We start from the raw sequence: 21,756 nt of genomic DNA, 5'->3' as shown, positions 1-21,756 counted from the left end.
ACACAAATCATAAATGAAAAATTTCTTAATTAAATCAGTTGCTTTCTTTTTTGTCTTTCAATGCGTATCGGCACAAGAAGGTATTATCAACAACATTGAAAACCCTGTTGACTGGGTAAATCCTTTAATTGGCAGCGATTCTGATCACACACTTTCGAACGGAAATACCTATCCGGCGATTGCCATGCCGTGGGCTATGAATTTCTGGACACCACAAACAGGAAATATGGGTGACGGCTGGGCTTATACCTATTCGGCAAAAAAAATAAAAGGATTCAAGCAAACCCATCAGCCATCACCCTGGATGAATGATTACGGACAATTTTCGATTATGCCGGTGACCGGTAAACTTCGCTTTAAAGAAGCCGAACGAGAAAGCTGGTTTTCGCATAAATCAGAAATCGTTACCCCTTATTATTACAGCGTTTATCTGGCCGATCATGATGTTACGACCGAAATTGCACCAACAGAAAGAGCGGCAAGATTTAGGTTTACTTTTCCGGAAACAAATGAGGCATATGTGGTCATCGATGCTTTTGATAAAGGTTCCTATGTAAAAATAATTCCAAAAGAAAATAAAATAATAGGGTATACCACTAAAAACAGCGGTGGTGTTCCGGCAAATTTTAAGAATTACTTTGTGATTATTTTTGATAAAGATTTCACGGTAAGTAAAACTTTCGACGGAGATAAATTACTGGAAATCAAAGAAACCCAGGCGGACCATGCAGGAGCCGTAATTGGATTTAAAACAGCAAAAGGAGAAAAAGTAAATCTAAAAGTAGCTTCGTCATTTATCAGTTACGAGCAGGCCGAAAGAAACCTGAAGGAACTTGGCAGGGATGATTTTAACGAAATAAAAGAAAAAGGGAAGAAGATATGGAATACCGAACTAAGCCGCATTAAAGCAGGAGGAGGAACAGCAGAACAATTTACCACTTTTTATTCCAGTTTATACCGTTCGCTTCTTTTTCCACGAAAATTCTATGAGTTTGATGCTAAGGGAAAAGTAGTTCATTACAGCCCGTATAACGGAAAAGTTTTACCCGGATATATGTTTACGGATACCGGTTTCTGGGATACTTTCAGAGCTTTATATCCCTTTTTAAACTTGATGTATCCGGAATTAAATCAGCAAATGCAGGAAGGTTTGTCCAATGCTTATAACGAAAGCGGCTGGCTGCCGGAGTGGGCAAGTCCCGGTTTGAGAGACATTATGGTGGGTAACAATTCGGCTTCAATTGTAGCGGAAGCCTATTTAAAAAGTGAAAAGAAAAATAATCCTGAAATCGAAAATCTGTACAAAGCCCTGATTCATGGCGCCAATAATGCAGGACCATTAAGAGCGGTGGGGCGCCTGGGGATTGATTATTACAGTTCTTTAGGGTATGTGCCTTACGATGCCGGAATTAATGAAAATGCGGCAAGAACATTAGAATATGCCTATGACGATTTTGCTATTTACAAATTAGGATTAGCTTTAAACAAACCAAAATCAGAAACCGATTTGTATAAAAAACGCAGTCTGAACTACAAGAATTTATTTGATTCTTCCACTAATTTAATGAGGGGAAAAAATAAAGACGGAAAATTTCAGGAACCGTTTAGCCCATTTAAATGGGGTGATGCTTTTACAGAAGGAAACAGCTGGCATTACTCGTGGTCTGTTTTTCATGATATGCAGGGCCTGATTGATCTTATGGGAGGCAGTGAGGTTTTTGTAAGCCAGCTGGACAAAGTATTCTCGTCTGCCCCGGTTTTTGATGAAAGTTACTATGGCAGCGTCATCCATGAAATAAGGGAAATGCAAATTGCGAACATGGGACAATATGCGCACGGCAACCAGCCGATTCAGCATATGACGTATCTTTATAATTATGCAGGCGAACCCTGGAAAACACAGTATTGGGTAAAGGAAACCATGAACCGAATGTACAAAGCAACGCCCGACGGCTATTGTGGAGATGAGGATAACGGACAAACTTCTGCCTGGTATGTTTTCTCTGCTATGGGATTTTATCCTGTAACTCCTGCAAGCGATCAGTACGTGATTGGTGCACCTTTATTTAAAAGGATCACACTTCAGTTGCAAAATGGAAAAGAAGTTTCGATCAACGCGCCTGAAAACAACGCTCAGAACAAGTACATCAAAAGCATGAAATTTAATGGCAAAGTTGATAACAATAACTGGCTGAGCCATTCAGAATTATTAAAAGGGGCAGTCATTGATTTTGAAATGAGCAGCACTCCTAATAAAAACAGAGGAAATTCAAAAGCCGATTTTCCTTATTCCCTTTCGAATGAAAAATAGTAAAATGGCAAAACACCTAATTGTAAAAGTTAGGTGTTTTCTCAATTTCAGGTGTTTTCCAATGTCAGTTGAGAGGTAGAAAATAAGTACGAAATTTGTAAATAATAAAAGGTGAAGTTCCCTAAATAATAAACCCCAATAATGAAAAAACATAGACCCCGATACAGTTCCGCACTGCATTTTTTTTCGCTTTGTTTATGGATCAATTTTATTGGATATGCTCAGGCTCCGGTGCGTCTTCAATGTGAACATCTTGTTAACCCGTTGGGTATTGATGTAGCTGAACCCAGACTTTCATGGCAATTGCATGATAGCAGACCAGGAGCGTTACAAACGGCGTATCAAATAGAAATTGGCATTGATTCAATCGCTTTGTCAAAAGGAAAAGCAGCGGTCTGGAATACAGGAAAGGTAATTTCTAATGCTGTTTTAGTTTCGTATAAAGGAGAAAAACTCCAATCGTTTACCACTTACTTCTGGAGAGTAAAAGTGTGGGACAAAAAAAACGAGGCCGGAATTTCCAAAATACAGCGCTTTGAAACGGCAATGCTCGAACCAACGGACTGGAAAGGAAGCTGGATAACAGATTCACACGATATGCATTACAAGCCGGCTCCTTATTTCAGGAAGGAAATTATAACAGCAAAAACAATAAAATCAGCTCGTGCTTATATTGCCGCCGCGGGATTGTATGAATTTTACATCAATGGCAAAAAAGTCGGAAACCGAATGCTGGATCCAATGTTTACGCGCTTTGATGCCCGAAATTTATATGCCAGTTTAGACATTACAAAGCAGTTGCAAAACGGCAAAAATGCATTTGGAATCCTGCTGGGAAACGGATGGTACAACCACCAATCAACAGCAGTTTGGGATTTTGACAAAACAATCTGGCGCAATCGTCCCCGTTTCCTGGTGAACATCAAAATTACCTACACCGATGCTACTTCTGAAACAATAACTAGCGATGAAACATGGAAAACAGCAGACAGCCCTGTTATTTTTAATAGTATTTATACCGGTGAACATTATGATGCCAGAAAAGAAATAAGCAATTGGAATCAACCTGATTTTAATGATAACAATTGGGAAAAATCGAAAAGCATTAGTGCCCCGTCCTCTAAGCTGGTAGCGCAGCAAATGCATCCTATCCGTGTTGTCAATGAGTTAAAACCAATCAAAGTGGACAAACGGAATGATACCTTATACGTATTTACATTTCCCCGAAATATTGCGGGAACAGTCAGGCTTTCCATAAAAAATGCGGTAGCCGGAACTACTTTCAGCATCAAGCATGGCGAGCGGTTATACAAAAACGGAAGAGTTGATATGTCTAATATCGATTTGCATTACCGTCCGACTGACAATTCCGATCCTTTCCAAACGGATATTTATATTGCAAAAGGAAATGACGGCGAGCATTTTTCACCGAAATTCAATTACAAAGGATTTCAATATGTAGAAGTAACATCAAGTCGTCCTTTTGCTTTAGATAAAAAGAGTCTTTTGGCACTCGAAATGCACAGCGATGTCCCTGCAGTTGGAACTATTAAAACCTCAAATGAAGTAGTCAACAAGATCTGGAAAGCGACCAATAGCAGTTATCTGGCAAACTTATTCGGTTATCCGACCGATTGTCCGCAGCGCGAAAAAAACGGCTGGACCGGGGATGCCCACACGGCCGTAGAAACGGGACTTTATAATTTTGACGGAATCACGGTTTACGAAAAATGGCTTGCCGACCATCAGGACGAACAGCAACCCGATGGCGGACTGTCTAATATTATTCCCAATCCGGGCAAATTCGGCTATCAGTTTGCAACAGGTCCTGACTGGACAAGCTCGGTGGCCATTATTCCCTGGAAAATTTATGAGTTTTATGGAGACAGCAGTCTGCTGGCTAAAATGTATCCGAACATCAAAAAGTATGTAGATCTGATCGAAAAACGTTATCCGGGTGGTATAACCGATTGGGGATTAGGAGACTGGGTTCCCGTGAAAAGTACAAGTTCTAAGGCACTCACGTCATCGATGTATTATTATACCGATGCCCTGATTTTAGCAAAAACAGCCAGAATACTGGGAAAAACAGACGATGCTGAACGCTATTTTAATTTGGCAGAAAAAATAAAAAAGGCCTTTAACGCACAGTTTCTAAACAAAACAACAGCTGTTTATTGCAGCGGGACACAAACTGAACTGGCTGGTCCGCTTTATTGGGGACTGGTTCCGCAAGAATTTAGACAAAAAGTAGCTGATAATTTATATAAAAAAGTTCAGGAAACCAACTTTCACCTTGACGTGGGCTTATTAGGGACCAAAGCTTTACTGAATGCTTTAAGTGAAAACGGTTACGCAGACGCGGCTTATAAAATTGCTTCCCAGGAAGATTTCCCATCATGGGGGTACTGGATCAAAAACGGAGCGACTACGCTGTATGAAAACTGGCCGCTTGATGTTGAAAAAAATGACGCTTCACTGAATCATATAATGTTTGGGGAAATTGGTGCGTGGATGTACAAAGGGCTGGGCGGTATTTTTCCGGACGAAAACATACCGGGTTTTAAACACATTATCTTAAAGCCTCATTTTGTGCACGGTCTTACTTCTTTCGAAGCAAAATTTCAAAGTCCATACGGGGAAATCGTATCGCGTTGGAAACATAAAAAAGGAAAAATTCACTACACAATCACTATTCCGCCAAACGCAAACGCGAGTTTGTATCTGGAAAATAAAAATACAGTCCATATTTATCCAAAAGAAAACAGCGCCGCCAATGAGGGATTGTATAAAGTTTTCCAATTAGAAGCGGGATCTTATTCTATTACTATTACGGAGTAGTAATTTCCCGGCTTTGTAGTCATTTTAATGTATTGTCATTTTTGATACTCGCCAGTTTTAGCCCGGAGAAGGCATGTTTAATAGTGTGTTATTCTGTAAAGTTATTGCTGTAGTACTGATAAGAGTACAATACAAATACTAGTATTTTGCTAAAACGTTTTAGTATATTTGCCGTAATATGGAAGGTAAGTAACAGAATAGTATTGTTTTTTGACAATATAATACCGGATGTTACAAGTCTTTCTGTTTAGGTTTGGATGTTATTCTGAATGTTTAAAAAAGAGAAGTGAAGACCTCTTTTTTTTATTTTTTTAAATTTAAAAATAACACTGGAAAAGGTTGATATCGCATACTTACATACGGCGGAATGATAACTTTACTATATTTGACTAATATTTGTAGTTTTGGATTATAAAATGATTATAAAATGAAAAAAAAACCTGTTTCTATTAGAAATATTGCTGATGAATTAAAGATATCTGTTACGACAGTATCTTTTGTGTTGAATGGTAAGGCAAAAGAAAAATACATTTCTAAAGAGCTGACAAAAAAGGTTTTAGATTATGCAAAATTAATAAACTACAGACCTAATCAGATTGCACAGAGTCTTCGAACCGGAAAATCAAAAATTCTTGTTTTTATGGTTGAGGATATTTCAAACAACTTCTTCTCTAAACTGGCACGTATTTTTGAAGATATCGCTTATGAAAAAGGCTATAAAGTTATTTTTTGCAGTAACGAAAATGATGATGAAAAATCAAATGAATTAATCACCTTATTTAATTTTCGTCAGGTGGACGGATTTATCATTGTACCTTCTCCGGGCATCAGGGACACGATCGAAAAATTAATAGAAGATAATATTCCTGTTGTTTTGCTGGACAGGTTTTTTGAAGGACTGGACTGCAACAGTGTGGTGATCGACAATGAACAGGCTGCTTATGATGCCACAGCGCATTTGATCCAGAATAAATTTAAGAATATCGGTTTTGTTACTACAGCTTCAGATCAGAGTCAGATGCATGGACGTTTATCCGGATATGAAAAAGCAACAAACGAAAATGGTCTGAAACCCAACACACTTCAAATTCCTTTTCATGAGATCATCAAAGGAAGAGGCAAAGAATATATTAAAAACTTTTTAGAACAGGATCCGGATTTAGATGCGATGTTTTTTGCTACTAATTACCTTGCACAAAGCGGACTGGAAGTTTTAAAAGAAACCAATCCAAAACTGATTAAAGATCTTGGCCTTATTGCTTTTGATGACAATGACATGTTCAAAATTTACGATCCTTCTATTACATCTGTTTCTCAGCCTTTAGTAGAGATAAGTACTAAGTTGATGGAAGTAATGTTACCGCTTTTAAAGAAAAAAGACGTTACCGAAACCAGTCATAAAATTATTTTAAAAACAGAACTAATCATTCGTGAATCTTCATTAGCCAAATAGTCTGTAGACTACACTCATTTTTGTAACGATTTAAAATTTACATTTATCCTTCTCACTAACCTCATTGTCAATACATTTATTTGATAAATAGTATTAGTTTTTTATGCACTTCCGCTTCAAATTGTCTTCATTTTCAGCATAATTTATTTTGAGGGTCATTTATGGCCCTTTATTTTTGCCTCATTTTATAACGTTTTCGTAGAAATGTATTGAATTATCTTCAAAATAAGGCTAAAAATAAACGCATATCTTGTAAAATTAACATAAAAATTACGGGTAGTGTTTTTTTTATTTTTATACTAAAACGTTTTAGTATATTTGTCATGAATTGATAAGTTATTGTTAATGTGTTGTGCTTTTAACGATTAAGATGTTCCGGAGCCTTTTTAACGTTTGAACCTTCACAACTAATTTTTTAGAGAAACTTCTTTAGCTTTTTTATTAATTCAAAAAAACTAACTAACCAAAATTTTTCATGATGAAACAATCAAATTGCAGAAAGAAAAGGATGCTCTATATGCATTTTTTTCTCACAATCATTCTCATTTGTAGCGGGTATAATCCTATGGCGGCCCAGAATCAAAAAACTCAGATTACCGGAGTTGTTACTTCTCTTTCAGATCAATTGTCTCTTCCCGGAGCTTCAGTGATTGACATGAGTGATCCCAGAAATGCTGTCAATACCGATTTTGACGGACATTATTCGATCTCCTTAAAAAACGGTACAGGTTCTTTACGTATTACTATGATTGGCTACAAACCGGTTGAAGTAAAAGTAAATAACCGAAGTGTGATCAATGTAGCCATGGACTTAGATGTATCAGCCTTAGACGAAGTTATTGTTGTGGGTTACGGTACACAGAAAAAAAGAAAAGTCGTTGGTGCCATAGATCAGGTGGGCAATGACGCATTTAAGGGAAGACCAAATGTAAATGCAACATTGGCTTTACAGGGAAAAGCGCCCAGTTTAACCATCCAGCAAACCAACTCTGAGCCTGGTGCGGGTTTAAATATTAACATTCGTGGCGTAAGCACACTCGGAAACAATAGTCCGCTGATCGTTATAGACGGCATCGTGGGCGGGGATATTAATGCCCTGAATCCTGCAGATATCGAAAGTGTATCGGTTTTGAAAGATGCCGGTAGTGCTGCCATATACGGATCAAGAGCGAGTAATGGTGTCGTACTGATTACTACCAGGAAAGGAAGTAAAGGAACTCCAATGTCTATTCAGTACAGCAGTCTTACAGGATTTAATACTCCAAAATACTTTACAAAACCAGTGCACGGATATGAAAATGCAATGCTAAGAAATGAAGCAGCCTTTAACTCCGGTGAAACAACCGCCGTATTTACCGCTGCTCAGATTGCAGATCTAAAGGCGAAAGGGGATACAGAATGGTTTGCAGAAGAAATTGTAAAACCGGCAGCGCAGTTAAACCAAAATCTTTCTATTTCCGGCGGAGGCGAAAATTCAACTTACTTAGTTTCTCTTGGGTATTTAAATCAGGGAAGCAATTTTGTCGGCCCTACGAAAGGTATGGAACGTTACAACTTTAGAATGAACCTGACCAACGAGTATGGTAAATTTAAACTAACGTCTACATTAGCGTATTCCAAACAATTAATTAATGACCATTCCTCAAACACCAGTACTTTAATGGTGGATGCCTTCAGGGTTCCCTTATATTATACTCAAAAAGATAAAAATGGCAATTACTTAACCAACGATGTTTTACAGCAGTTTAACTCATTGGGTATTTTGGAACAGGGAGGTTTTAGAAAATACGATAATGATGATCTTTTCGGAGCTTTAAATGCGGAACTTAAGGTAACAAATTCCTTAAAAGTTAAGGCAGTTTTTGGAGGACGTTTATGGAATGGCAGCATGTTTAGCCGGGTGAAAAAAGTTCAGTTTTCGCCACAAGGCGTTTATGGTGCTGATCGCGATACCAGAGATGAAACTACCAAAGCCCTTGACCTGAATACACAATTTATTGTAGAATACAATAAGGCCGTTGGGAATCATAATGTGGGCGCCTTAGTAGGGGTATCTAATGAAAATCATTCCGAAAGAAGAATTGGGATCTACAAGAAATTTACAGATCCCGACCTGGGAACGCCTACAAGTGAAACCGTTATTGGACAGGATTCGTATAATTCAAACGGAAGCGACCCTAATAAAAATCCGGCTTCTCCAAAAAATAGCCTTAATTCTCTTTTTGGACGCGCTTCTTATGATTTTAAAGATAAATATTTTGCTGAATTCAGTTTTAGATACGACGGTTCCTCAAAATTCAGAAAAGAAATCCGATGGGGATTCTTTCCATCAGCCACACTTGGATACGCTTTGACCAAAGAAGATTTTATGGAAAACTACAGCAATAATGTAGGGAACATTAAACTGAGATCTTCTTATGGAATTGTTGGAAATCAAAATGTAAACAATTACCAATATCAAACGACTTATTTTTCTTTTCAAAATGCTTACGGATTTGACAATAAAGCGGTAAGCGGTGCAGGATTTAATTTCGCCAATGCGGATCTGCAGTGGGAAAAAGCAGCGACTTTTAACGCCGGACTGGATGCAGATTTCTTTAAAGGAAAATTATCCGTTTCATTCGACTTTTTTGACAAGGTAACCTCAGACATCCTTGTGCCGCCTCAGGTACCGGGAGTGTACGGAAAGTCGCTTCCCGACTTTAATGCGGCCAAAGTAGGAAACAGAGGATGGGAATTTAGTGCTACCTACAGACACAATGGAAAACAAGTCAATCAAAGCCTGACTGTAAATATTGGCGATTCTAAAAATAAAGTGCTTGACTATAATAACGGACAGGAGAAATTAACGGGTGTTGAAGAGCTTCAGGTAATTCTTCGTGAAGGACTGCCTTTCAATTCCTACGTTGGTTTAAAGAGGGACGGCTATTTTCAAAATGTTGAAGAAATCCAGGGTGCAGCAGTTCCGGCCGGAATTACAGTACAGCCCGGAGACAACCGTTATGTAGATGTAAACAAAGACGGCAAAATCGATGACAATGATAAATTTATCTTTGGTAATCCATTTCCAAGATACACTTACGGGGCTACCTACAATATCGATTACAAAAATTTTGATTTAAGCATTTTTATCCAGGGTGTCGGAAAAAGAACCATGATGATCAGAGGAGAGCTTGTAGAGCCTTTTCACTACAACTATGGTATGACAATGTACACGCATCAACTGGATTACTGGACACCACAAAACCCGGATGCAAGATATCCAAGACTGGCAAACAACGGTACACAGTCGAATACAAACAATTTCAGGAGAGGTTCTGATATGTATTTGTATGATGGTGCATACGCAAGGTTGAAAAATGTACAGATCGGATATTCATTACCGGATGATGTGGCTAAGAATTTAGGAATGAGCAGGTTCCGTGTTTATGTTTCCGGACAAAATCTGCTGACCTTGTCTAAAGTGAAATTTGTGGACCCTGAACTTTCAGAATTCAACAACAGCCTGTCGACTTCAGGGGCTAACAGCGGTCGAGCTTATCCAACGCAGGTATATTACGGAATGGGTATTGATATCAGTTTTTAAAAAAAAATCAAAATGAAAAATATATTTAAACACATAAAATTCATCCCATTAGTATTCTTACTACTGGTGAGCTGTGAAGATCTTGATCTTGCACCGGAAGACCGGTTTACAGATTCTAATTACTGGACAAGCGTAGACAAGGCGCAATTGATGCTCAATACCGCTTATTCGCAAATGCAAAAAAGCCAGTATTTCTTTTATAATGAAGCACTTTCTGACAATGCTTATAACGGGAGAGGTGATAATGCGGGAGCAGCTTCACTAGGAGCAGGAATTTACGACCCTTCTTTAGGAAGAATAAAAGAAGAATGGAACGATAGATATGGCGGAATTAAATCCTGTAATCTTTTATTGGAAAATATCGACAGAATACCCAATGCAGACGCCGTTGTCATTGCAAGAATGAAAGCAGAGGCCCGTTTTTTAAGAGCATTTCAGCATTTTCAGTTAACCACCTGGTTTGGGGATATTCCGCTTTTAAAGAAAGATCCGTCCCTGCAGGAAGCAACATCGATAAGCAGGACATCACATGCAGAAGTTATTGCTTATATCTTAAGTGAACTGGATGCGATTATTCCGGCATTGCCAAAAAACACACAGCTTGCCACGGCAGACAGAGGAAAAATCACAATGGGAGCTGCTGTAGCGTTAAAAGCAAGAGTACTTTTATACGAAGGCAAATGGCAGGAAGTGGTTCAGACATTAGAGCCGTTTATTGCGAATGCTTACGGAACGTACAGCCTTTTCCCTTCTTATGAGGGTGTTTTTCAACAGCAAAATGAGTACAACAGCGAAGACATTCTGAGTTTGCAATATGTGCCTCAGGACAGAACGTGGGGCGAATTTTTTGATATGGCACCCATTTCGGCAGGTTCAAGATTAAACGCGCTGGCCCCGACACAGGAATTAGTGGACAGTTATTTAATGCTTAATGGAAAAAAAATCAATGAAGCAGGTTCAGGGTACAACGAAAACGATCCTTATATAAACAGGGATCCAAGACTTACTTATACCGTAGTTTACGATCAGTACAACTGGAAAGAAGCCGATGGAAGTTCACATATTATTTACATCAAGCCGGGATCTTCTCCAACGAATGAGCATCCGGATGAATTTGCACAAGGTTCTTCTTCAACGCCAACGGGATATTTTACACGTAAATATTACGATGTACAGCATGGAACGGATTTAAAATCAGGAATAAATCTAATGTTGTTTAGGTATTCAGACATATTATTAATGTATGCGGAAGCTAAAAGTGAGTTAAGCCAAATGACCAGCGCCGTATGGGACCAGACCATTAAACCCATAAGATCCCGTGCAGGTTTTACAGATGCGGCAGCTTTATCGTACAATAGCGCATTAGGACAAGCCCAGCTTAAAGAAATCGTAAGAAATGAGCGCCGTACAGAATTAGCAATGGAAGGTTTGCGAATCTTTGACATCAGAAGATGGAAGATTGCCGAAAATGTTTTAAACGGATATGCGCACGGAGCCAAATTTGGCGTATCCTCTGTAGATAATGGTTACTTAAGAGTAAACTTAAGAACTTTTGATCCCGGCAAACATTATTTATGGCCAATACCAAGAGATGAACGTTTGATTAATACAAATTTATCCCAAAATCCAAATTGGTAAAAACGAACTAACAACCTAAAATAAATAACATGAAAAATATATATTCAAAATTAGTATTACTACTATGTGCAGTATTTCTTGTAAGCTGCGATAATGACGAAATGAGCCACACGAATGTGAGTGCCGTAAATGCGCTTTATTCACCGGCCAACAATAAATTTTTTGATCTTAATGCACAAAGTTCTGCCGTTTTTGAGTGGGAAGCCGCTAAAGCAGAAGACAACGGCGTAGTACTGTATGATGTTGTCTTCGACAAAGAAAACGGAGATTTTTCCAAACCGATTTATGTAGTTCCTTCTGATGGAAACGGATTTCAGAAAACACTCAATCTTTCTTTTACAGAATTAAACAAAATTGCCGGATTAGCAGGAATAGCAGCTGAAACTGTTGGAAAATTAAAATGGACTGTTCATTCTTCTAAAGGGATCAACGTTCAAAAATCAGCAGCTTCGGGTATTATCGAAGTTCTAACAGCAAGCGGATTCCCAACGCCTGATCAGTTGTTTATTACGGGAACGGGTTCAGAAACAGGGGCAACTGCTGCAGCTGCTCAGGCTTTCAAAAAAACAGGTACAACAAAATTTGAAATTTACACGAAGTTAAGTGCAGGTGCTTACAAGTTTATTACCACAAAAAATGGTACTCCGCAGGTTTTCTATATTGCTGACGGTAAATTGAAAGAAAATGGCGAAACCACTTACGCAGGAGATAGTAAAGTATATAAAATTGTAATTGACTTTAGTGCCGGATCAACCACTATGACCGAAATCAAGAAAATAGAATTATGGTTTCCTCCCCGCAGCGAGTACATGTTTGAGTATACTTATGCAGGTGGCGGTATCTGGAAAGCAGCCAATAAAAAAATTGAATTTAAACAAGAATCATGGGGAAGGGACGAGCGTTATAAATTTAAGTTCACAGTTGTAAATGGTGCGACTACAAGCGAAGAATGGTACGGAAGTATCAACGGAGACAACAACAGGCCTGACGCGAATACAGCAGCATCATTCTGGTATATGGTTCCAGTAACAAGTGATTTCTGGAACAACTGTTTCAAATTTGCTTCTGCAGTAGACAACAAAAACGTAAATGCAGAAATTAATTTCAGTGCGGCAGCGCCTGCCTATACACATAGTTTTACAATTCTGTAAATAACCAGGACGTCTCTTGAAGATTGTCTTTGAGAGACGTTTTAAAAGAAGTATCAGTGCAAAGATTATAATTATAAAAGACTAAATATTCCCAATTTCAAATCAATATTGAGAAAATCTAAAGTCTAAAACCTAAAATATTATGAAAAAATTATTTTCAAAACGTTATACAATCCTGTTGCTTTCTGTAATAGGATTAGGGGTATTGACAGCATCCTGTGATGATGATGCAATTCCGCTGCGTGATCCCAACACAGCAGTTGGCCCTGAATTTAAATACACCTGGGCTCAGACGGCAGATTCGCTACAGCTTTCAACCTATAATAATTACCTGGGATCCAACGGCACTTTTGTACAAAACAATGCCGGAAACAGTTCTTTTAATTATTGGCCCAATGCACACGTTCTCGACGTCCTTGTAGACGGTTATATACGAACAGGTAATGATAGCTACAAAGCTAAAATGAAAGCATTAGTGCAGGGAATCAAAATAAAAAACGGAAATACCTATAACAATGTCTTTAATGACGACATGCTTTGGCTGGCAAATTCCTGTGTCCGCGCTTATAAAGCTACAAACGATCAGGAATATAAAGACATTGCTGATTTTTTATGGGAAAGAATAAAAGTAAGCTGGAGCGATGTTTTTGGAGGAGGTATCACCTGGAAACAAGATACACCAAAACAAAAAAATGCCGTGTCAAATGGTCCGGCCGTAATTCTGGCGTTGCGCTTATATGAAATAGATAATGATCCGGATGATTTGGTATGGGCTAAGAAAATATATACCTGGCAAAAAAACAATCTTGTAGACCCTGTGTCGGGAGTAGTATGGGACAATATTTCAGAAGTAAACGGAGCAGTGGTTACCAACAAAGAATGGGTATTTACCTATAATATGGGAACGTGGATAGGCGCTGGTTTAAGATTATACAAAGCCACAAATGACCAGGTTTATCTTGATGATGCGGTAAAAGCCGGAAGAACAGTTTTAACCAGTCCGAAATTACTTTCAGAAGGTCTTCTTAGAGATGAAGGCCAGGGCGACGGGGGATTGTTTAAAGGTATACTGGTCCGTTACTTAACAGAGCTTACAGAACAGCCAACCATCAATTCTACAGATACGGAGAAGTTTGCCGCTTTCCTGAAATTTAATGCGCAGTCTTTCTATAAAAAAGGAATTCTCAGACCTGCAATGCTTTCCGGAAATAACTGGAAAACAGCTCCGTCAGCGGGCGGAAGCGTCGATTTAACGACTCAGCTGAGCGGAGTAATGCTAATAGAAGCAGCAGCCAAGCTTGATAAAGATGGATTTTTCAATTAAGTAATTTAAGTAGTTTTTATTAGTAATTTTTGTAATTCCCGAAGGAAATAAACAGCCTTCGGGTTTTATGCTGTTAACTGTTCAGTAGAAAATACTTTCTGTACTTTCAAAAAATAAAAAATTCTAATGAACTCAAAGGAATAACAAAGAAGTCATTAATTCAATAAATAAGAGAAAGAGAAATGTGTCGTGAATGCCTTACTATTTCACAAGACCTCTAAAATTTTAAAAATATACCATAATGCAAAGAAGAAAATTCATCCAAAATGCAGCCTTATTTGGCAGCTTAGCGCTTATAGATCCAATGGAAATAGTGGCAGGAACCAAAGTAATCAAAGATTTTCCTGTTGTGCGGGTTGCAAAAGGCAAAAGGAATTTTGAAAGTGATTTTATCGAAAAAACAATTGCCGAATTCCAGAAAAACGTAAAAGATAAAGAACTCGGATGGCTATTTAATAATTGTTTTCCAAACACCCTTGATACTACCGTAACCTATTCGCAAAAAAACGGAAGACCGGATACCTACGTAATCACAGGAGATATTGATGCCATGTGGCTAAGGGATAGTTCTGCTCAGGTATGGCCGTATATGGCTTTTGCCGGTAAAGATGCAAAACTAAAAAATCTGATTGCCGGTGTGATAAACAGGCAGACGGAATATATCCTGAAAGATCCGTATGCCAACGCATTTTACAACGATCCTGATAAAAAAGGCGAGTGGACCACAGACCATACGGATATGAAACCCGGAGTTCACGAAAGAAAATACGAAATAGATTCGCTTTGCTACCCCATCAGGCTCGCTTATAATTACTGGAAAAATACCGAAGACACTTCCCCATTTGATGAAAACTGGGTGAAAGCCATCAAAACAACGTTGAAAGTATTTAAGGAGCAGCAGCAAAAAGACGGTAAAAATCCGTACACCTTTCAAAGAACCACGCAATTTGCAACAGATACGCGACCGTTAAAAGGGTACGGATATCCTGTTAAACCGGTTGGTTTGGTTTGTTCTGCCTTCAGGCCAAGTGACGATGCTACCGTTTTTTCTTTTCTGATTCCTTCCAATTTCTTTATCGTAGCAAGTATGAAACAAGCGGCAGAAATGCTCGAAACGATTCAAAAAGACAAGGCTACAGCGCAGGAATTAAGAGCATTAGGAAACGAAGTCGAAAAAGCCATTAGAGAACATGCAGTAGTGAAACATCCTAAATACGGCGATATTTTTGCTTTTGAAACAGATGGTTTTGGAGGTCATTTAGTAATGGACGATTCCAATGTGCCCAGCTTGTTAAGCCTTCCATATTTAGATGCCATTGACATTAATGATCCGATATATCAAAACACCAGAAATTTGTGCTTTCAGAAGATAATCCGTTTTTCTTTAAGGGAAAAGTAGCCGAAGGAGTGGGAGGCCCGCACGTGGGAATGGATATGATCTGGCCCATGTCGCTTGTCATGCGTGCCTACACCACCTCAGATCAAAATGAAATAAAGGAGTGCATCAAAATGCTCAAGGCATCCCATGGCGATACCGGATTTATGCATGAATCTTTTCACAAAGACGATGCTAAAAATTTCACAAGATCCTGGTTTGCCTGGACGAATACATTGTTTGGCGAATTGTTGTGGGATACCTATCAAAAACATCCGAAATTACTGGAGCTATAATTTAGTTGTAACACGTTTTAAATTTTTATAACATGATAAAATTTAACAGGAATATCGTTCTGGCAGTCGTTTCCATATCGTTTTTTAGCTTTAATGCGGCAGCGCAGAAACCGGGAGGAGGTCTTGCCAAAGGAAAATATACAGCCCTGGTAAATCCGTTTATCGGAACCGCTCCTTTACTGGATACCAAGATAATTGGTTATCCGCCGCCTGCAGATATGCGCGTGTGGGCGGGATTAGTTTTTCCGGGTTCATCTGTACCCAATGCAATGGTACAGTTAAGTCCGATGACAAAATACAGATCCGGGGCAGGATACGAATACGAAGACACTGAAATTTTAGGATTTACACATACCAATAAAGGCCATTGGAACCTCTGCCATATTCCGCTTCTGCCAGTTTCCGACGGCGCATCTTTTCCGTACAAATCGTCTTTTGGCCACGATCAGGAAAAAGCAAGTCCGGCCTATTATGAAGTATATTTAAAAGACTATAATGTACAGGTAAAACTCAGTTCAACCCTGCATTGCGGCGTACACGAATATACTTTTAAAAACAACAAAGGACGAAAGGTACTTTTTGATCTCGGGAGGGCTAATAATCATGTAGACGACTGGCAGATCAGGGAGGAAGGTTCAAATGCCGTAAGCGGTTTTCAAAGAACAGGAGGCGAAAAAATATATTTTTATGCCACATTCAGCAGTCCGATAGCTAAACTGGATGTAAAAGATGTGACGAAAAGCGACGGTTATGCCTTAGTACATATTAAAGACGGAGACACTAAACCTGTAACCGTTAAAATAGCCTTATCGTTTGTGAGTACAGCAAATGCCACTGAAAATTTAAAAGCTGAGGTTGGCGATAAAAACCTTGCCAAAGTTTTTGAAGAAGGAAGCACAAAATGGGAAAACCTGCTTTCTAAAATTCAGGTAAAAGGCGGCAGTGAACAGCAAAATGTAATGTTTTACAGCATGCTGTACCGATCGTTTTTATGGCCGGCTTTGCGAAGTGATGTAAACGGACAATTTACAGATGAAGCCGGGAAGGTCAGAAAAGAAAATTACCAGTATTACACACTTCCTTCATTGTGGGATGATTACAGAAATAAGCTGGTTTTGCTGAGTATTTTTTCCCCGGAGGTCACAGGTGATATTATTAGCTCGATGATTAACGAAGGAGAAATTAAAGGTTTTATGCCGACATTTTTTCATGGAGATCATGCAGCATCCTATATTGCAGGTTCTTATATGAGAGGAATCAGGAATTATGATGTAAAAAAAGCTTATGCCTTACTACTCAACAATGCCTATAAAGAAGGAGGGACCAGACCGTTTATTTCAGAATATATTGCGAAAGGATATATTTCAGAACCGGACATCAAAGATCCGAAAATAGAAACCAAAGCGCACGCCGGAGTTACCAAAACCCTGGAATATGCGTATGATGATCATGCCCTTTCCTTATTGGCCAAAGAACTGAACGATACTGAACATTATAATGATTTGGTTAAACGATCAAAAAACTACGCAAACGTATTTGATAAGTCTACTTCTTTTATGAGAGGAAGACTCGAAGACGGAAAATGGATCACACCCTTTAATCCTGAATTTCCCTATTATGAATATATGTACAGGGAAGCAAATGCCTGGCAGGTGTCTTTTTATGTGCCTCATGATATGAAGGGACTGGTGAAGCTTTACGGAGGGGCTAAACCTTTTGAAGCAAAATTGGATGAATTGTTTACAAAACCATGGAACCCGGAATATATTGCCTGGAACATCTCTGGTTTTATCGGACAATATTGTCATGGTAACCAACCGGACCACGAAGCGCCATTTTCGTATTATTTTGTCAATAAACCGGAAAAATCTCAAAAGAGAATAGATGAAATATTAGAAACCATGTACGGCATCGGGCCGGAAAAACTGGCTATGTGCGGTATGGATGATGCCGGCGAAATGTCTTCGTGGTATGTATTTGGTGCGCTCGGACTCTATCCTTTATCTCCTGCCGATCCGGAGTATCTGGTAACGGTACCCCTTTTTAAAGAGATAGCCTGGACAACACCCGAAGGCAAAAAAGTAACCATCAAAAATCCGAATGGGCAAAGAAATCTGGAAGCAATAAAAGTAAATGGCGCTAAGATGGACGGTTATTTTGTGCCCCACGATTTATTCAAAACCGGTGGAGAAATACAGGTAATTACCAAATAACAGAAACGCAGTAAAGGTTTGTTTTGTGATCCCTTTTTTTATAAAAAAGAAATTCAAAACAAACCTTTTCCTAATGGAAATGCAGAACTTCAGACCTGCGTTAATTAGATATCAGAGGGTATATCCTCTATTTCTTTATTGCTTCGCTCCATATAATAATATATAGGTACGCCTATCAGCACGATAATTAATCCCGGCCATGTAAATTGTGGTTTGTATAGTATCAAAAGCGTACAAAATGCTATTCCCATTATAATATAGAGAGCAGGTAAAACCGGATATCCAAGAGCCTTGTACGGTCGTGCTGCATCGGGGCGTTTGACACGTAATATATAGATACCTATGATGGTCAGTACATAAAAGATAACGACCACAAATGAGATCATATCCAGCAAATCCCCATACCTGCCGCTCAGGCATAATATGGAAGCTACCAGGCATTGTATCCATAACCCAAATTGAGGAACACCATGTTTGTTAAGAACAGCAGTACGTTTAAAGAACAATCCATCTTTGGCCATTGTATAATATACTCTTGCTCCCGAAAGTATCAAACCGTTGTTACAGCCAAAAGTGGCTATCATGATCATAACAGCAATAACATAAGTGCCCATATTTCCGAATATCACATTTGATGCGGCAACGGCAACACGGTCTTTTTCGGCTGTGGCAATCTCATGCAAAGGTAATACGCCTGTGTAAACAATGTTAGCCGATACATAAATGATAGTGACAATAAGCGTTCCCAAAGCCAGGCTTATGGCTACATCACGTTTGGGGTTTTTCATTTCACCGGCAATAAAGGTTACATTATTCCAGGCATCACTGCTAAAAATAGTGCCCACCATTGCAGTGGCTATTGCCCCCATAGCTGCCCCCATAGTCAAATTGGTAAAGCTGCCGTCACTATTTAAATTATGAATAGTCCAGGGATTACTCCAGTTAGCATCCCATACGTCTCCCTTTATCGCCAAAAATCCAAAGCCAACCAATCCAAACAGGCTTAATAATTTAGTTAAGGTAAAGGTGTTCTGAATGATTTTACCTCCTTTTACTCCTCTGGTATTTATAAACGTCAGCAAGACAATGAGTCCAATTGATACCACCTGAGCAGCACTAATTTTGATAAAATTCAGATCCAGTAAAATATTATCTTCGCTAAAAGCAGGGATGAGGTATGCCGTAAATTTGCTAAAAGCAACACCTACAGCGGCAATAGTTCCGGTTTGAATTACCGAGAAAAAACTCCACCCGTATAAAAAAGCGATTAGTTTGTTGTACGATTCTTTTAAATAAACGTACTGACCGCCTGCATTAGGAAACATACTGCTTAATTCTCCATAACTTAAAGCAGCTGTTAATGTCATAAAACCGGTAAGTACCCAGAGGGCAATAAGCCAGCCCGCTGATCCTATATTCCGGGTAATATCCGCACTTACAATAAAGATGCCCGAACCTATCATAGAGCCTGCTACCAGCATTGTAGCATCAAGCAGGCCGAGTTCGTTTTTCATTTTTAGCTGACCTGGTTCTTTTTCCATGGATTCTATTTAATTAGTTAGTAATTATTTTTTTTATTTTCATAAACGGTTCTGTTATTCAATGGCTGAATAACCCTGAAATTTTCTTCCTCATATTTTAAGGAATAATCTTCCAGCTGACCTGGGCTAAGGGAAATCGTGTTTTTGAATAATACCCATGTCAAAGGTCCCTGATTTGGTGTAAGGTCTACATTTGGTGTAGTCAGAGATCCGCTGTACGTATAATAGCTGCTGATGTCTTGCGGTAATAAAGTATTAATATTGAGGTGATTTGGTACGGAGTTTATTCCTTCATGCGAAGGGGAAGCATTGAAAAGTACCTGTAAAGAAGGGCTTACTTCTCCATTCTTAACCAGGATACCTAAAACGGCATACGCTCCCGTGGATGATTTATGAACAAAATGAATTTCCATTGTGCTGTATTCTCCGTTTATTTTGTGCTCACTGTGCCTGTGAAAATGGAATTGTTGTAATTCGTATTTGTGTCCTTTTATGGTAATATAATTCTCGGTACTTTCAGCCGCAGACAAGTTGATCTTTAAATTTTCGCTGGTATTTTCAACACTGCTTAACAAAATTGAACCATAATGAATAACAGGATCTGTTGTGTTAATTTTTGTGGTCGTGAAAGTATTCACGTCAATTGGAGTCTGCCCTAAAAGATTTGTCGTTCCTAAAGGAAATTCATAGCTGATGATATTTTCCGGGAACTCTGTCGCTGCATTAGTATCATTGTGACTTTCAGTAGTGGTACAGGAAATTAATAGTGAGGATATTAAAAGAATTAAACTGATTTTTTTGAATGGTGTTTTCATTTGGGATGATTTGGGGTTTTAACTTTCAGCAACAGAAATCCGCCATGACTATCCTGAGGGAAGCATGTGGTTTGTATTATCGGATCTGTTTTTTTGCTTTTTTGTAAAAAAAGTTTAGTACGTCGAATTCTCGGTAATGGATTACCTCACCGTATAGCTAAGGAACTATTTATAAATAGTTCCCTAGTAGTTAACGGCTAAGGTTTTTTATCAGGCTATATTACTTTTTATAAGTAAAAGTAGTAGGCGCCTCTACCTGACTTCTCACGACAAGAACTCTAACTTTATAGGTATGTCCTTCGAGTAAACGGGGCATATCTACCACTATTTTATTTTCTTCTGAAGTCCAGATAGTGCCGGTTGTACTTCCTGTATTGGTTGCAGCATCTGTAAAGCTTACGATCGTTGGCACTCCTATTCCATAGATATCCTTTAGATTTGTTCCTGTGATGGTCATTTTAGTATATTGAGCTCCTGTAGTGGGAGTAATAGCAGTAATAGTCGGTACTATTATTTCAAATAAATCGGAAGCTGTAGCTTTCATTCCGGCTATGGTGACACTTATCGGATATTTTCCTGAAGGAAGTCCTTTTGGAACACTCATGGAAACTTCAGTGTTTCCCACATTTGTTAAACTCGCCTCAATATCTGCTCCGTTAAAAGAGACCTGACCAATATGATAGGAATTTCTAAATCCTTTCCCTTTAATGGTTACCTGTTGTCCCGCAAAACCTTTCGAGTAGGAAATCGAACTGATAACCGGAGCATTTAGATGGAAATCTTCCTTAGAGACAAGCGGAGTTTCCTGCCCTGCAGTAGTAAGTGTTATTTTAGCCGATTCACTGTTAAGGTCGTCAGGAATTATTACTGTTGCAGAGGTTGATGTGGCACTTGTAATCGTAGTTTCCACGCCTCCAATACTCGCACTAAGAAGTTTCAGGTTTTTGTCAAGGTTTGTACCATAGATGGTTATAACATCGCCTAAATAAGCATTTTTTGGAGAGAAGTCGGTAAAAGTTGCAGCAGGAACAGCAACAGGCGGAGCGACCACGACAGGCGGATCTGGCTTGATTGGCTCTTGTGCTACGGGAGCTAAGTTGTCATCACTACCGGAGCAGGCTGTAATAAATAAGGCAGAGAAAGTAAGTGCTGTAAAAACGAATCTATTTTTCATGGGTATTTTTTTGTTTTTGAAGTCTTCAGATTAAATTA

11 protein-coding genes and 1 pseudogene are annotated in these 21,756 nt (G+C 38.8%); 9 read left to right on the top strand and 3 right to left on the bottom strand.

The annotated features are described in order from the left end of the window. Nucleotides 1-13 precede the first annotated feature (13 nt). The 9 genes and pseudogenes from D0817_RS02325 (at nucleotide 14) to D0817_RS02285 (ending at nucleotide 18,188) form a co-directional block, all read left to right on the top strand. A complete protein-coding gene (locus D0817_RS02325; protein ID WP_127336770.1) occupies nucleotides 14-2,311 on the top strand; it encodes a GH92 family glycosyl hydrolase in 2,298 nt (765 codons plus the stop codon). 141 nt (nucleotides 2,312-2,452) lie between these two features. After that, entirely contained in the window at nucleotides 2,453-5,152 is a 2,700-nt protein-coding gene (locus D0817_RS02320; protein WP_127336769.1) for a glycoside hydrolase family 78 protein, read from the top strand. A gap of 427 nt (nucleotides 5,153-5,579) precedes the next feature. Further along, nucleotides 5,580-6,605 carry a LacI family DNA-binding transcriptional regulator gene (locus tag D0817_RS02315; protein ID WP_127336768.1) on the top strand — a complete coding sequence of 342 codons (1,026 nt, stop codon included), beginning with the start codon at nucleotides 5,580-5,582 and terminating at the stop codon, nucleotides 6,603-6,605. Between the two features lie 517 nt (nucleotides 6,606-7,122). Then, nucleotides 7,123-10,191 (top strand): SusC/RagA family TonB-linked outer membrane protein, encoded by a 3,069-nt coding sequence (locus D0817_RS02310; protein ID WP_238160804.1) that lies wholly within the window; start codon nucleotides 7,123-7,125, stop codon nucleotides 10,189-10,191. A gap of 12 nt (nucleotides 10,192-10,203) precedes the next feature. Continuing rightward, nucleotides 10,204-11,829, top strand: coding sequence for a RagB/SusD family nutrient uptake outer membrane protein (locus tag D0817_RS02305; RefSeq protein WP_127336766.1), 1,626 nt, complete (start codon nucleotides 10,204-10,206; stop codon nucleotides 11,827-11,829). A gap of 29 nt (nucleotides 11,830-11,858) precedes the next feature. Then, nucleotides 11,859-12,980 carry a SusE domain-containing protein gene (locus tag D0817_RS26615; protein WP_127336765.1) on the top strand — a complete coding sequence of 374 codons (1,122 nt, stop codon included), beginning with the start codon at nucleotides 11,859-11,861 and terminating at the stop codon, nucleotides 12,978-12,980. A 142-nt stretch (nucleotides 12,981-13,122) separates the two neighbouring features. Then, entirely contained in the window at nucleotides 13,123-14,304 is a 1,182-nt protein-coding gene (locus D0817_RS02295; RefSeq protein WP_127336764.1) for a glycoside hydrolase family 76 protein, read from the top strand. A 241-nt stretch (nucleotides 14,305-14,545) separates the two neighbouring features. After that, nucleotides 14,546-15,975, top strand: a pseudogene (locus D0817_RS02290) (glycoside hydrolase family 125 protein). 32 nt (nucleotides 15,976-16,007) lie between these two features. Continuing rightward, nucleotides 16,008-18,188 carry a GH92 family glycosyl hydrolase gene (locus tag D0817_RS02285; protein ID WP_127336763.1) on the top strand — a complete coding sequence of 727 codons (2,181 nt, stop codon included), beginning with the start codon at nucleotides 16,008-16,010 and terminating at the stop codon, nucleotides 18,186-18,188. Nucleotides 18,189-18,292: 104 nt separating this feature from the next. Here D0817_RS02285 and D0817_RS02280 read toward each other — a convergent pair whose 3' ends face one another. The 3 genes from D0817_RS02280 to D0817_RS02270 form a co-directional block, all read right to left on the bottom strand. Continuing rightward, nucleotides 18,293-19,729: an APC family permease gene (locus D0817_RS02280; RefSeq protein ID WP_127336762.1), complete on the bottom strand. Its 1,437-nt coding sequence runs from the start codon at nucleotides 19,727-19,729 to the stop codon at nucleotides 18,293-18,295. A gap of 17 nt (nucleotides 19,730-19,746) precedes the next feature. After that, complete coding sequence (locus tag D0817_RS02275) at nucleotides 19,747-20,544, bottom strand: carbonic anhydrase family protein (RefSeq protein WP_127336761.1); 798 nt, start codon at nucleotides 20,542-20,544, stop codon at nucleotides 19,747-19,749. A gap of 220 nt (nucleotides 20,545-20,764) precedes the next feature. Then, nucleotides 20,765-21,718 carry an IPT/TIG domain-containing protein gene (locus tag D0817_RS02270; RefSeq protein ID WP_127336760.1) on the bottom strand — a complete coding sequence of 318 codons (954 nt, stop codon included), beginning with the start codon at nucleotides 21,716-21,718 and terminating at the stop codon, nucleotides 20,765-20,767. Nucleotides 21,719-21,756 lie beyond the last annotated feature (38 nt).

The organism is Flavobacterium cupreum, from assembly GCF_003996965.1.
In the GTDB taxonomy this organism is placed as follows: Bacteria; Bacteroidota; Bacteroidia; order Flavobacteriales; family Flavobacteriaceae; genus Flavobacterium; species Flavobacterium cupreum.
This window is presented reverse-complemented; position numbering and strand designations above follow the sequence as displayed.

What these genes read in the sequence shown, in the direction of transcription:
- D0817_RS02325 (WP_127336770.1), top strand. Translation starts at nt 14, where the DNA reads ATGAAAAATTTCTTAATTAAATCAGTTGCTTTCTTTTTTGTCTTTCAA.
- D0817_RS02320 (WP_127336769.1), top strand. Translation starts at nt 2,453, where the DNA reads ATGAAAAAACATAGACCCCGATACAGTTCCGCACTGCATTTTTTTTCG.
- D0817_RS02315 (WP_127336768.1), top strand. Translation starts at nt 5,580, where the DNA reads ATGAAAAAAAAACCTGTTTCTATTAGAAATATTGCTGATGAATTAAAG.
- D0817_RS02310 (WP_238160804.1), top strand. Translation starts at nt 7,123, where the DNA reads ATGCATTTTTTTCTCACAATCATTCTCATTTGTAGCGGGTATAATCCT.
- D0817_RS02305 (WP_127336766.1), top strand. Translation starts at nt 10,204, where the DNA reads ATGAAAAATATATTTAAACACATAAAATTCATCCCATTAGTATTCTTA.
- D0817_RS26615 (WP_127336765.1), top strand. Translation starts at nt 11,859, where the DNA reads ATGAAAAATATATATTCAAAATTAGTATTACTACTATGTGCAGTATTT.
- D0817_RS02295 (WP_127336764.1), top strand. Translation starts at nt 13,123, where the DNA reads ATGAAAAAATTATTTTCAAAACGTTATACAATCCTGTTGCTTTCTGTA.
- D0817_RS02285 (WP_127336763.1), top strand. Translation starts at nt 16,008, where the DNA reads ATGATAAAATTTAACAGGAATATCGTTCTGGCAGTCGTTTCCATATCG.
- D0817_RS02280 (WP_127336762.1), bottom strand. Translation starts at nt 19,729, where the DNA reads ATGGAAAAAGAACCAGGTCAGCTAAAAATGAAAAACGAACTCGGCCTG.
- D0817_RS02275 (WP_127336761.1), bottom strand. Translation starts at nt 20,544, where the DNA reads ATGAAAACACCATTCAAAAAAATCAGTTTAATTCTTTTAATATCCTCA.
- D0817_RS02270 (WP_127336760.1), bottom strand. Translation starts at nt 21,718, where the DNA reads ATGAAAAATAGATTCGTTTTTACAGCACTTACTTTCTCTGCCTTATTT.